Source organism: Methanosarcina mangrovi, assembly GCF_052057765.1.
Lineage (GTDB): Archaea > Halobacteriota > Methanosarcinia > Methanosarcinales > Methanosarcinaceae > Methanosarcina.
The window spans coordinates 4,190,019-4,203,806 of the sequence record NZ_CP195120.1 but is presented as its reverse complement, the minus strand read 5'-3'; the positions used below and the strand labels follow the sequence as shown (position 1 = coordinate 4,203,806).

At 45.0% G+C, this 13,788-nt stretch carries 11 protein-coding genes; 10 read left to right on the top strand and 1 reads right to left on the bottom strand.

Annotated features, from left to right (window positions below; genetic code table 11):
* Window positions 1–108 precede the first annotated feature (108 nt).
* From ACSAZL_RS18560 to ACSAZL_RS18540, 5 genes are all read left to right on the top strand, one after another.
* The gene (locus ACSAZL_RS18560) at window positions 109–552 is read left to right on the top strand and encodes a GerW family sporulation protein (RefSeq protein ID WP_440946053.1); all 444 of its coding nucleotides are present in this window, start codon (window positions 109–111) and stop codon (window positions 550–552) included.
* Between the two features lie 105 nt (window positions 553–657).
* Window positions 658–1,581, top strand: a complete 924-nt coding sequence (locus ACSAZL_RS18555) for a DUF2953 domain-containing protein (protein ID WP_440946052.1) — start codon at window positions 658–660, stop codon at window positions 1,579–1,581.
* A gap of 34 nt (window positions 1,582–1,615) precedes the next feature.
* A complete protein-coding gene (locus tag ACSAZL_RS18550) occupies window positions 1,616–2,581 on the top strand; it encodes a beta-ribofuranosylaminobenzene 5'-phosphate synthase (protein ID WP_440948902.1) in 966 nt (321 codons plus the stop codon).
* A complete protein-coding gene (locus ACSAZL_RS18545; protein ID WP_440946051.1) occupies window positions 2,578–3,588 on the top strand; it encodes an NOP5/NOP56 family protein in 1,011 nt (336 codons plus the stop codon). Before ACSAZL_RS18550 ends, ACSAZL_RS18545 begins: the two co-directional genes overlap by 4 nt.
* On the top strand, window positions 3,589–4,272 hold the full coding sequence (locus tag ACSAZL_RS18540; protein ID WP_440946050.1) for a fibrillarin-like rRNA/tRNA 2'-O-methyltransferase: 684 nt from the start codon (window positions 3,589–3,591) through the stop codon (window positions 4,270–4,272).
* 79 nt (window positions 4,273–4,351) lie between these two features.
* Here the strand turns inward: ACSAZL_RS18540 and ACSAZL_RS18535 are convergent, their stop codons facing one another.
* A complete protein-coding gene (locus ACSAZL_RS18535; protein WP_440946049.1) occupies window positions 4,352–4,867 on the bottom strand; it encodes a winged helix-turn-helix domain-containing protein in 516 nt (171 codons plus the stop codon).
* A 473-nt stretch (window positions 4,868–5,340) separates the two neighbouring features.
* Here ACSAZL_RS18535 and ACSAZL_RS18530 point away from each other — a divergent pair, with 473 nt between their 5' ends.
* The 5 genes from ACSAZL_RS18530 (at window position 5,341) to ACSAZL_RS18510 (ending at window position 13,430) form a co-directional block, all read left to right on the top strand.
* Window positions 5,341–6,030: a DUF2162 domain-containing protein gene (locus tag ACSAZL_RS18530; RefSeq protein ID WP_440946048.1), complete on the top strand. Its 690-nt coding sequence runs from the start codon at window positions 5,341–5,343 to the stop codon at window positions 6,028–6,030.
* On the top strand, window positions 6,027–6,656 hold the full coding sequence (locus ACSAZL_RS18525) for a MotA/TolQ/ExbB proton channel family protein (protein ID WP_440946047.1): 630 nt from the start codon (window positions 6,027–6,029) through the stop codon (window positions 6,654–6,656). The genes ACSAZL_RS18530 and ACSAZL_RS18525 overlap by 4 nt, the downstream gene beginning before the upstream one ends.
* A gap of 25 nt (window positions 6,657–6,681) precedes the next feature.
* On the top strand, window positions 6,682–7,077 hold the full coding sequence (locus tag ACSAZL_RS18520) for a DUF2149 domain-containing protein (RefSeq protein WP_440946046.1): 396 nt from the start codon (window positions 6,682–6,684) through the stop codon (window positions 7,075–7,077).
* Between the two features lie 269 nt (window positions 7,078–7,346).
* Window positions 7,347–12,551 (top strand): cobaltochelatase subunit CobN, encoded by a 5,205-nt coding sequence (locus ACSAZL_RS18515; RefSeq protein WP_440946045.1) that lies wholly within the window; start codon window positions 7,347–7,349, stop codon window positions 12,549–12,551.
* Between the two features lie 741 nt (window positions 12,552–13,292).
* The gene (locus ACSAZL_RS18510; protein WP_440946044.1) at window positions 13,293–13,430 is read left to right on the top strand and encodes a hypothetical protein; all 138 of its coding nucleotides are present in this window, start codon (window positions 13,293–13,295) and stop codon (window positions 13,428–13,430) included.
* Window positions 13,431–13,788: the final 358 nt, after the last annotated feature.

Genomic DNA, 13,788 nt, shown 5'->3' with positions numbered 1-13,788 from the left:
AATGAAGTTAATGTTTATTAAAACTAGATTGGAAATATAAAGAGGATGGACAACATTTATTATCCTCGTAAACAAATGATACCGTACATAAATAGGGGGATAAAAAAGATGGGCGTAGAAGAGACCATTAAAGAAATTGCAGGTGAACTTGAAAGAATCGCAACCACGAAAACTGTCGTAGGAGATCCTATTACAGCTGCCGGGAAAACAATCATTCCTGTTTCCAAACTCACAATGGGTTTCGGAGGCGGAGGCGGAGAAGGCAAAAAGGAGAACGAATCCGGATATGGAGGAGGTGGCGGCGCAGGTGCGAAGATCGAGCCTGTTGCTTTTATCATGCTTTCCGAAGATGATGCAAAAATCTTCCGGATCTCTGAGAAAAACGATGTAGGGACAATCCTCAGTTCCCTTCAGGAGGTTGTGCCTGACATTCTGGAGAAGATCAAAGGCAAGACCGGCAAACATAAAAAAGAAGAAGAAGGCCCGGAAGTCATCAAAACGGAAGTTAAAGAGCATGTGGAACCCGAAGAAAAAGGGGGATGTTTCCAGTAAATCCCTTCGGGTTAAACCTTTTTAAGGGATTTTCCAGGAACCGGAACTAACGGTTAGGGGCTTCGGGATAGTCAGGAGCTATCTTTCCCTCTCAATTTGTTTAGCATGCTTGCCATTTATCTCATCCTTCTGGTTTTTCTGCTTCTTTTATTCGTACTTTTTACAGCAATAGTCCTCACTTTCAAGCTCAATATTCTGAGTGTGGAAGAAAAGAAAGAATTGGGAGGCATATTTACTGTAAAATGGCTGCTTTTTTCCTATACCTTTTCAATCAAAGAGCCCGGGGAAAAAGAATACCCACCTGAAGGGCCAGAGCCGGATGAAGCCGAGCAGAAAAAAGAAATAGAGGAAATAATAGTGGAAGCAGGTACTCCACAGGACAAAAAAAAGTATGAGCAGGCTGAAAGCAGAAAAGAAGACCTCCTAAAAGCAGAACTCAAGATGCAGATGGAAAAAGACAGGGAACTCGGAGAAAAGAGACCTGAAGAGCAAAAAGTAATTCTTGAGGATAAAGAGAAAATTACGATTAAAGAACAGGCTGAGGGCAAAGAGAAAAGAGGAATATTTGCCCGGATAAGAAGGAAAAAAAGAGCTGTTCCGGAAGGTGAGGTTGAGGCAAAGAAAGGAATGAGCACCAGAGAAAAACTTCACTGGGGCCTGGAAGCTTACAAAGCCCTTCGAAAACCTCTGTTCCGGCTATTTTCCGATATGCTTAACGCAATAAAAATCAAAAACCTGAAAGCTAACCTCACTTTCGGGCTTTCCGATCCCGCAGATACGGGGATGCTTTGCGGGTTTATACATGCACTTCTGGGAACGGTTTACAGCCGCTGCCGGAACTGCAGCTTTTCTGTATGTCCCGTATTTATGGAGACGCTACTGGATTTCCGGGGGAGTGCGGAGATCCGTATAAAAATATATTCGCTGATTTTCCCATTCATTAAATTTATATTTAACTGGAAAACTTTATCTTTCACTTATTCGATTGTTAAGGAAAAACTTCGGGGTAGTTCGAAGATAAACTCCTAAGCTTTATGAATAAGCAATGAGGATACAGATGAACATGATTAATGTAGTGTCTCCATCCAGACTGCATCTTACCCTTATCGATCTCAATGCGGAGATCGGCAGGGTCGATGGAGGGGTAGGGATTACTCTCGAGTCACCCGGCCTGGAAATTTCGGCAACTGAAGCGGATGCTGTCGAAGTTGTAGGGGATTCTCTTCTCGCAGGCAGGATGAAAAAGGCGGCAAAAGTTCTGCTTCCGGAAGGGAAAGGTATCAGGATACATATTAAAAGGGACCTCCCCGATCATGTAGGGCTCGGCTCCGGGACCCAGGCTGCACTCTCGGCAGCAGCTGCCGTAAATGAAATTTACGGGCTTGGAAAAAGTGTCCGGGAACTCGCGGTTGCCGTAGGTAGAGGCGGGACTTCCGGAATAGGGGTTGCTGCTTTTGAAAATGGAGGTTTTATCCTGGATGGTGGGCATAAGTTCAGGGATAAAGGGGCATTTTCTCCGTCGGCTGCCAGCCATATGCCTCCGGGCCCCGTGCTTTTCAGGAGAGACTTCCCCGACTGGCATATCGTCCTTGCAATTCCCAATACCAAAGGAGTCCATGACGCTGAAGAAATCGATATCTTCAAAAAGGTCTGTCCCGTCCCTCTCAGGGAAGTCCAGGAAATCTCTCATGTGATTCTCATGCAGATGCTCCCTGCGATAATCGAGGAGGACCTGGAAAGTTTCGGCAGGGCAATCAACCATTTCCAGACTGTGGGCTTTAAAAAACGGGAAGTAGAACTTCAGCCCGAAACCGTGCTCAAGGCCATGAAGTATATGCAGGACAACGGAGCCAGCGGTTCGGGGGTCAGCTCTTTCGGGCCTGTGGTTTACGGGATTGTAGGAAGTCCGGGTGAAGGCAAAAAGCTCCAGAAAGAAGTCCAGCGTATGCTTGACGAATCTCTCGGCGGAGAAGTAATGCTTACAAAAGCAAAGAACCGGGGTGCGGATATCTTCGGAGGCTCCGATTGAAAATCAGCACCTGGTTTGGAGGTCTTGAGGTCGGCAGTAGCGGAGAAATTCTTGCCTCCGATCTTTTCCCCAAAGACATAAGAGAGCTTGCGCTCCGTTCCCTTTCTTTGAGGAGCAGCCGGGAGAACCTTCCTCCCGAAGGTTTTGACCTGAAAGCCGCAGCCTTTGAGTGCGGCTTTGTTACCTCCTTTTCTGAGTATTATTCCATTTTACATGAAGTCACGCTGGAAGCCGCAAAAATCCAGGTCTCAGAGGCTCTTACCCCTGATCAGCGCATAGTCCAGGCAGTAGAAGCCCTGGATGACATCAATGAAACCACCAATTCCCTTTCGGAAAGGCTTTTTGAGTGGTATGGGGGCTATTTCCCCGAAAGCGGGCTTTCAGGAGAAGCTCTTGCACTTTTTATCATAAAATACGGCTCCCGGGAAAATGTTTCTCCTGATGACCCGCTTTACTTAAAAGCCAGGAACTCCATGGGGGCAAAACTCGAAACAGCAGATGAAACGCTTCTTAAGGGTTTTGCAGAAAGCGTATGCAGTCTCTATTCCCGGCGGAAGCAGCTCGAAGCTTACATCGAGAGCAGTATGGAAGCCCTTGCCCCCAATCTGACCATGATTGCGGGCCCTATGCTCGGGGCAAGGCTCATAAGCATTGCAGGCAGTCTTGAAAAACTCGCTGCTTTTCCTTCAAGTACCATTCAGGTAATAGGAGCAAATAAAGCCCTCTTCAAACACCTGCGTGCCCGAGCCCCATCCCCAAAGCACGGGGTAATCTATAGCCATCCCCTTATCAATACCTCTCCATGGTGGGTGCGGGGGAAAGTCGCAAGAGCCCTTGCAGCAAAAATTTCCCTTGCTGCAAGAATTGACTTTTATTCTGCGGAAAAAAACCCTTCCCTTGCAGGGGAACTGGAAGAAAAAGCCCGGACGATCAGGGCTGCAAACCCGAAGCCTCCCCAGAAGCGGCAGGAAGGCGGGGCAAAACCAAAGAAGAAGAGGAGGAAGTAAATGCCCGATATAAGGCTGCTTTCCGAAGGGATTTTTGAAGTTACGAAAGATAAAAGGCAGCTTGCTACCCTGAACCTTGATCCCGGAAAAGTGGTTTACGGAGAAAAGCTGATCTCTGTTGAGGGGATCGAATACCGGACATGGGACCCTCGCAGGAGTAAGCTCGGAGCCATGGTGCTCAAAAAGTTCAACATCCCCCTGAGAAAGGATTCAAAAGTTCTTTATCTGGGAGCGGCTTCCGGGACAACAGTCAGCCACGTCTCCGATATCGTCTCCGAAGGGGCAGTTTATGCTGTTGAATTTGCACCAAGAAGCATGCGTGACTTCATAGGGCTTGCTTCAAGACGCAAAAACATTTTCCCTATTCTTGCTGATGCGGGAAAACCGGACAGTTACGCCCATATCGTTGAGCCCGTAGACCTTATCTTTCAGGACGTTGCCCAGCCCAACCAGGCAGAAATCGCTGCAAGAAATGCAGCCCGCTTTTTGAATAAAGGCGGATATCTCCTGCTTTCGATCAAGGCCCGCAGCATCGACACTGCGGCAAGCCCGAAGGAGATTTTCAAGGAGGAAGTAAAAAAGCTTGAGCAGGCATTCGAACCCGGATTCGAAATCCTCACTGCCAGGGACCTTATGCCCTACCACGAAGACCATCTTGGAGTTCTGGCAAAGTTAAAGGAATGAATCAAAGAAGTGAAAACCCCTGAAAAGAGTGAAACTCCAGAGAGATATTCCGATAAAAACAGCTCTGAGAAGGGCTGCTTTATCTTCTAATATTTACAAACAGCCTTTTTTTCGTGACCGGAATTAGCTTCTTCCATTCAACGATGGCATCCTCGTAAAACTCGTATTCGTCTACAGTTTTATCAGAGAATTTGCCATCCACCTCATAGATATAAAAACCTTCTTCTCCGTCCGTAGAGACAACCTTTATCCTGTCTCCCATTTTCCTTACCTCTACAGCGGCTACACTTTTCAGGGCTTCAAGTAAACTCGTCCCCTCCTCCACCTCAAGCTTCCTGTTTTCTGCAAAGCGATCCAGAAAAGAATATACATTGTTCAGCTTTATGCCTATCATGTGAGTATTTCCAAACTTTTTCCTCTCTATAAGTTTGGCTTTTTCCAGCACTTTCACATGTTTTGCAGCAACGGGCACGGAGATCCCGATTTCCCTTGCAAGCCCCGAGATATGTTTATCTCCTTCACTCAGGCTTTCAAGAATAGAGAGGCGTGTGTCGCTCGAGATCGCTTTGAAGAGGTTTTCTCCGTCACCATTCATTCCCGAATCCCTCTGATACTTACTACCATGATAATTCTCTATTTTACCCCAAGTACTTATAATTGTTGCCCCGCATAAAACAAGTAAATTATGTTATTGTACCTACTAATCGCCTTTTTCCTTGATTACTATAACAAATTTACTTTAATTGCACATTTTCACCTTCTTTAGTCCAAAAAATATTCAATGGTTAACAGAGAGAATTATCGCATAATTTTTGTTAAATTCTGACTTCCATTTGCTATTTAATTCTCTAAATCTTTTTTTTAAGATTTGCTATATATTAATACATTCATATGGCTGCTTCTTCACTTTTATGATTGTTTCTCTTTAATTCCTATCACTGAAAGCCGGGAATTTTCACTTTATTTTGAAAAAACGTCATCATTTGACCTTATTACCCCGGAGACTAACGATCATTACCCAAAAACCAGTTTTTATTTAATTCTACTATAGATGCTCAGAAGGTACTTATGGACTCTTCGACATTGACTGTTATCGGTATTTTGATAGGTATCCTTATCTTCGGGATTAAAACTGGATTAGGTTGTGGATTTTCAAATATTACTACGCGAGAAATTCTTACAATTGGCGGTAGTTATTTTTTTCTTGCCCTTTTATTCGGAAGTGTTGCTGACCACCTGAGCCTGGATGCCTTTGAACGCCTCTCTGCAATGGGTATGGGAATCCATGTTCTTGTCTCCCTGCTCCTTATAGGGGCTGGCATCTATACCCAGAAAAAATGGAATTCCGGAAAGGATGTTTCCAGACACACTTTCCTGGCTATATCCATGCCCTGCCCTGTTTGCCTGGGGGCTCTTGCGGTCTCCTGTATACTACTTTCAGAAAGTCTCAACTTTTCCGGAATAAAAATAGGGCTTCTTGTAGGAATCGCTTTTTTTATTGCAGTAGTAGCTTCTTCTTTTCTTTTCAGGTTTGGGAAAATCCGGTGTGGAAAGACCCCCGAAACTATGGGAAGCGCCATGATGCTTCTCGGAATTTATTATCTTCTGGGGGCTCTGCTAATCCCGGCCTATATGAAATCAAAACAGATGAACCTGGCTCCTATGCAAACCGGAGAATCAGGCATTTTTCCTCTTCTGGCTTTCGGGATACTGGTCCTTGCAGGTTTTTTCCTTGACCGTGTGAGGTCTAACCAATGAGCAATATGGATCTGTTATTCCGGACTATATACGTATTTTCATCGGCTTTGCTGTATCCGGTAATGATACTTCTGACTCTCCTGGTCTTTGCTTCACTTATTCAGTTAGGAGAATTCCTCTCCGAGTATTCAAAAAGGGCCAGAGACCGGAACAATCTGGAAGCTAGTTGCAAAAAAATCAGGCAAAGTCTTCACAGTTCGGCTTTTTCGGAAGCATCGAAGGCTCTTCTGAATATAAAACAAAATTATATGGTCATGACCTTTGCAAAAGAGTCTTCACAATACCTTGAAGAGCAGAATTATCCTGCAATCGGGAAGCTCTCCGAGGAATATGAGATAAGAATGGCAAAACGCCTTGAGCACACGAAAATCATCTCGACTGTTGCTCCCATGCTCGGGCTTATGGGGACGCTGATCCCTCTCGGACCTGCCCTGATAGGGCTTTCACAGGGAGACCTCGAAACCCTTGCCCAGAACCTGATGATCGCTTTTGCAACTACCGTTGTAGGGCTCTTTTCTGCCGGAATAGCTTATGTGCTTACCCAGGTCCGGAGGCGCTGGTACTGGGAGGATATGTCGGATATTGATTACATTCTGGATATAATCGAGGAGAAGAGCGGAAATTGACCGCTTTTTAAAAAGGAGGAATATCATGCGAAAATCCAGACGGTATAGGCGGACCGGGCTTTTAAATGACCCTGAAGAGCAAAACCCCATGACCGGGGTTGCCAACCTCTTTGATGTTGCAATGGTCTTTTCCGTGGCATTGCTCGTAGCCCTTGTGATGTCTTACCATCTCCCCGAACTTCTGAGCTCAAATGAGGATATTACAATTGTAAAAAATCCGGGAGCAGAGGACATGAAGATAATCATCAAAGACCAGGGGAAACCCATAGAAGTCCTGAACATGACCGATAATATCGGCGGAGGCACGGGGGAAGCTCTGGGAACGGCTTACAAGCTGGCTGACGGCAGGGTGATTTACGTGCCTGAAGATTCGGAGGGGAATGAGACCTCCACTTCAAGTGGTACATCCACTTCAGATTAATTTTTTTCAACAATTTACACAAGTTTAATTGTTTTATCTAAATTTTTTTTTAGTTACTCCCTTTAGTTACTCCCTTTAGTTACTCCCTGTATTTCCACCCTTTAGTTACTCCCTGTATTTCCACTCTTTAGTTACTCCCTGTATTTCCACCCTTTAGTTACTCCCTGTATTTCCGCCCTTTAGTTCCACCCACAAATTATAAATCATCAAAACCCTGGCTGCCATTCTTTTTTTGAAGATCGGATGGTGGTGTTTCGTGAGCTGTATCTATGTATAGAAAGAAAGGCGAACCTGGAAGAAAACTCTTTTATGTGCTGCTCCTGTTTTTATTATTTTCAGCACCTGTATCGGCAGAAGATAACAAGATCAATATAACTTATATCTCGCTTTCACAAAGCGATGCACTGGAACTTGCCAGCCAGACAAATCCATATAGAGGCTCCATAGGATACACCTGGATCTCTGCATTTAATTCCAGCACCTACGGGGCAAGTGATGAGTTGCTTGCTGCAGGTGAAAATGGTTTTTTCGAGACGCAGGATGTAGTTCTCTGTGATATGTTCTGGGAACCTGTATATACGCCAATGAATGAAAGTTTCAAAGCAGCCTCTGACAACGGAACTGCATTCCTGGCCATTCGCTCCTCGGACACACCTTCTTATTTTGTTTATGATTCAAACGGCTCCGTTGATGACCCCATCTGTAATTACTACAACAACATGAGCACAAAAGGAGACGGGCTCGAGAATGCGGAAAACATGCTTATCTACCTTGCAACAGAATACGGAGGACTCTCGGAAACCGGTACTGATTCGCAAAATACTGATAATAACTCCGGCAACGAGTCTTTGGTGAATACTACTTCTCCCACTGCTTCTCTCACCACTACCAGCGCTACTGATTCTAGCAGCACGAATATGAACATAGGTAATAAATTCCTGTTTATTCTGGGCACGGAATTCAATGAGCCTGCTCTGAGCAATGCTGCATTAAATTCCGATACTTCATCGGAACTGGATATAACTATTTTCACAAAGAACGATTCGGTTCCTGAAGGGTCTGATTTCTCCGGGTATTCGGTGATTTTTATCGAGTCTCAGGAAGAATCCGTATTTGAAAACTGGGAGACAGGCATAGCTTCTGCCGAAGCAAACGGTTCGATGGTCATAGGCTACAACCTCTCGTCCAATTTCACCCTCTCCAATGTTGACCTGTATTCTGAAAACTACACCGACATCGAAAGGTACTGGGTGCAGGGAGGAGAAATAAACATGGAGAACATGCTCAAAGTAATGGGGCAGAAGTTCGCAGGTTCATGGGCAAATGAAATCTTCACACCGGAGATAGTGCAGACAAAGACGAATATGACTTACATCATCAACTCTGACGTTGAAATATCTTTCATGGAGGATGTCCTTGCCGAAAGACAGGTGATAACGGACAGGTTCAATGTCAAAGTTATGACAGGCATGGAAGCCATAAACAGTGATATTGACGTATCAAACGATGATGTAATAATACTCTACATGGTGGGAGCTAACGAACTTCCTGAACTGAAGGATAAACTTCTTGAAGCTCGGGACAACGGTGCACAGATAGGGATGTTCGGAATGCTGGCGGATGTGTACGGGATAGCAACGTTCGACATGGAAGCATCTCCGTATGATGTGTTGAAAGAATATCGCGTAAATAGCGGGTATGAGAATATGGAGAACTGGATCAGGTGTACCGGTGCGATGCTTGAGGATGTTTATATACAATACTCTCCTGCACAGGTACCTGATGTTCCGAAGAACGGCATCTACCATCCGGACGCTTTCCCAAGGATATTTGAGAACTGTACGGAATACCTTGAATGGTATGCCGAGCACGGGTATGATCCATCTGCCATCACAATAGGTATTATAAGTAACGATTTTGGACAGACTAATATCTCTTTCACAGCTGAGGATGCACTCATCCGGGAACTCGAGTCAAGAGGATGCAATGTCATTCATACGACAGATGATGTTTGCGCCGGAAATCTGGACATTTTTACCAGGGACGGAGAAGTACTGGTTGACGCGATCATTTCAATGAAAGGTTTTTACCTCAACTATGACGACCATGAGAAAGCAGTAGAATATCTGCAGGAAACGTACAATGTCCCTGTATTAAAAGCTGTTACTGATTATTATCAATCTCCTGAAGAATACCTTGCAAATACACAGGGACTCAGTTCCACTTCTATTCCTTCCCAGGTCACACAACCGGAAATAGACGGACTGACCGATTATATATGGATAGCAGGAAGGACTCAAAACGATGAAGGAACGTATTACTATGAACCTCTCACGTACCAGGTCGAATGGATATGCGGCAGAGCTATTTCCTGGGCAGAACTTGGAAAAATGGATAACGATGCCAAGAAAATCAGCATCATCTACTACAACCATGAAGGCGGTAAAAACAACATCGGAGCCAGCTACCTTGATATCGGTTCAAGCTTCACCCTCCTGTTAGAGGACATGCAGGCAGCCGGGTATGACCTTGGAAACAATAGCATTCCAAATGGCAGCGAATTCATTGACCTTTTCATAACGAGCAGAAACGTGGGGACATGGGCACCCGGAGAACTCGAAGAAGTCGTAGAGTCAGGCTACGTAACCCTGCTCCCTGTAGAGGAATACCTTGAATGGTATAGCACCCTGCCTGAAAGCGTCCGCGCAGAAGTCGAGGAAACATGGGGAGAAGCCCCGGGAGATGTCATGACCTATGAGAACGGGAGCGGAAAGTACTTTGTAATACCTACTATACAGCTTGGCAATATCAATTTCATACCCCAGCCGACAAGATCAAAACTTTCCGATGAATCGCTCACATACCATAACTCATCGATACCTCCGACACACCAGTACCTTGCGACGTATTTCTGGATAAACAATGTATACGATGCCGATGCCATTATCCATTTCGGTACCCACGGTACGCAGGAATGGTTGCCGGGCAATGAAGTAGGGTTGTGGAGATACGACTACCCATCCCTCATGGTGGCTGAAACACCGGTTGTATATCCCTATATTATGGATAATGTAGGTGAAGGGACACAGGCAAAACGCCGCGGTAACACAGTTATAATCGACCACCTGACCCCGCCCATCGTTGAAGCCGGCCTCTACGGAGACCTTGCCACAATGCATGAGAAAATCCATAATTATGAGGATGCAAAAGATGACAACGAAACAGAAATGATGGCACTGTACCGCAACAGTACGATACAGCTCTATAACAATCTCAGCCTCGGAGAAGATCTCGGGGTTTCAACTGATGAATTGTCTGCTATGACGGGTAATGAATTTGGGAGCTTCCTTGACAATGTGCTGCATGAATACCTGCACGAACTGCAGTCGGAACTCATGCCTTACGGCCTCCATGTATTCGGTGTTGCACCGGAAGACGAAAAACTTGTCTGTATGGTCAAATCCATGCTGGGCGATGATTTCACAGACCATATCTATGCCGTGTTACCCGGGGACAGCGGAGATGAAGAAGAGCGGGAAAATGAAGCGGATTCGGACGCCCTTTTACTTCTGAACGCTACTTTGCTCAACGGGACAAACGTATCAACTGCCCAGCTTGAGATACTTAACCTCACAGATGACAGCATCACATCGGACCTTGAACTGGCAACCGTATATGCCAGTAACCTGGCTCTGGCAACACGCGAGATTGACCAGACCCTGAGAGCACTCGACGCGGAGTATATCGAACCCGGAACCGGTAACGATCCGATACGTAATCCCGATGCTTTGCCCACAGGAAAGAACTTCTACAGCTTTGACCAGAGGACCATCCCGGATGAAGAGACCGAAGCCATGGGACGTGCAGTTATCAACACATGGCTTGACTCGTATTATGCAGAAAACGGTACCTATCCCAACAAAGTGGCCTTTGTCCTCTGGTCCGTTGAAACCATGCGCCATGAAGGACTGATGGAAGCACAGATTTACGAACTCCTTGGTGTGAAACTTAACAGGACCAGCGGAAGGATAACAGGGTTTGAAGTTATTCCTGAGGAAGAGATGACGCACCCGAGAATTGATGTATTGCTTGTGCCGTCGGGACTTTACCGTGACACCTTCCCGTATCAGCTTGAACTGATGGATAATGCGGTTCGCATGGTTGCCGACCTCAACGAGACGAATGAGACAAATTACGTCAGGATGAATTCGCTCATGATAGAAAGCGCAATGCTGGAAAGCGGGTACAATGAGAGTGTTGCACATTATATCTCAAGGTCCAGGATCTTCAGTGAAGCCGAAGGCACTTACGGTACCGGTGTGACAGAAGCCGTAGAGGCAAGTGATACATGGGAAAACACATCCGAGATTGCTGACCTGTTCATTTCCAGGATGTCAAATGTTTACGGAGCGGATGTATGGGGAGACAATTATGAGGATGTATTCAAGCTCAACCTGATGGAAGTAGATACAGCTATCCACAGTGACACGTCTAACCTCTACGGCCTCATGGACAACGATGACTACTACCAGTATCTCGGCGGTCTCGGGCTTGCCGTAAAAACGCTGAGTGGTGTGGCCCCTTCAATGTTTGTTGCAGACTTTACAAGTGTGGACAACCCTGAGATAATCACCCTTGGAGAGGCCTTCAGTAAAGAGCTGACAGCCAGATACCTCAATCCTAACTGGCTTAACGGAATGATGGAGTATGATTATGCCGGTGCCAGGGAAATGATGAAGGCTGTTGAGTATATGTGGGGCTGGGAGGCAACTACCCCTGACCTTGTAACGGATTCGGACTGGGACAAAATATATGAGACAATGATACTTGACTCACAGAATGTCGGTGTGGACGAATTCCTTAAGAAAAATGCATACCAGTACCAGTCCATAACGGCAAGGATGATCGAAACCATAAGGAAAGATTCCTGGGACGCCTCAGATGAAGTGCTGCAGAACCTGGTCAAAGAGTACGTTGAATCCGTAGTCAAGGATGGGGTTACCTGCTGTCACCACACCTGCGGGAATGCCCTTCTTGACGAATACGTCCAGGGCGTAATGTCAGTCCCGGGTGTTGTTGATGAGGCAACCGCAGAAAAATATAAAGAACTGATGGAGGAAGCTACGCAAGCTTCTCAGTCTTCCAGTGAGAGCAGCAGCCACAGCAGTAAAGGGCACCAGACAAGTGTTGCCGAAAAGCTCAACCAGACTTCTACAAGCACCGAAGAAACTGCCAGCAACCAGACTGTTCAGAATTCTGATGCCGGGTATGACGTTGATTCTCCTGAACCTGCTCCGGATGTCCGACAGGCCGCAGATCCCAATTACGTGGAGGGTTATGAAATGCAGAAAGAATCTGTCGAAGAACCCGAAAGCGGAGGGATGTCTTTCTCTGGCGCTGACATCCTGGGAACCCTCTTTGTGGTGATAGCAGCAGGTGGAATCTATCTGGGATTCAGGAAAAAGAAATTTTAAATCTCCGGTGAAAATACGGCGCAATATACCCGCCGTATTTTTTTCTTTTTACCTGGTTCCGAGTCCAATTTTTTAGTTCGGCTTAATTGCAGACTTCTGGAATTAAATATCTGATGAGCTATGAGTTCCGGTCATTTTCTATCAGAGTGCTCCAGAGTTCATGATATATTGTATGGGGATAAAGATGCAAGAAAAATCTATAATGATATCGATTTTTGTTTTATTGTTGTTAACATCGTTATCAACTGTTCTGTATTTGTGGAGCCTGTCCAGAATTAAGGAATAAGAAGTTTTGTAATCGTATGTGAAATGCGGTGAAAAGTAATTCTCGCCGTATTTTTTTCCTTTTATTTATTGTCAGAAGATTACTTTTTCTGTAAAATTTTATGGTATTCCCGGACAGGGAAACATTGTAAGCAACGATATCAATTCGGACATACGCGGTTGAACTGAGAAATCAATAACATCAAACCTCCAACTGTATAAAACACTGCTCAGTCACAACGCTGAATGTGATTGATTTTGTAATTCAAGTGTGCAAGTCCCAATAAATACTTCATTAACCTTTTTCTGCCGCGTCGATTTTTTGTCTGCTTGTTAGGATTTGCATAAGAATTGTTATCCTTTTATTGAGTATTATATAATGCAGGGGATAAAATCATATACAGGAGTGAGTCTCCAATGCTTAACCGATGACGCATGAAGTTCGCTTGAATACTTCTTTATAAGGGGTGTAACTCAATGGCAGAAGAAAAGAAAGAAGAGAGGAAGGAAGAAGAAGAAGAAGAAGAAGAGGCTGCTCATGTAGATCCGATACATCCTGAAGATGAAAGAGGGGGAAAAAAGAAGCATATGTTAAGTTGTGATAAGAGTAGCTGATCATAACTTTATAATTCAACAGGTTGCTGGAAAGGGCTGAATAAGGCCTTTGATCCTCTGAATGCTGCAATTAACCCGGATGTTCAGGAGACCCTTTCCCATTAGAAAGTCCTGCTTGAAGGGCAGTGTCGCGGATTTACTGTAAATTTTAAGTCAATTTTTTGTGTACTGTGTGTAATTTTGTTCTTCCGGTATGGAATTTTCTACCTTGTAACTTCTTGAGAGTCGTGATTTTACAGAAAATTAGGCATACTGCCGTTAATCACTCTTATCACCTAGAAAAATGGCACATAAAGGTATTAATTATAACTTTAAAGTGCGAGAAGAATATTTTTGCAACACAACCCTTTCATTTGTT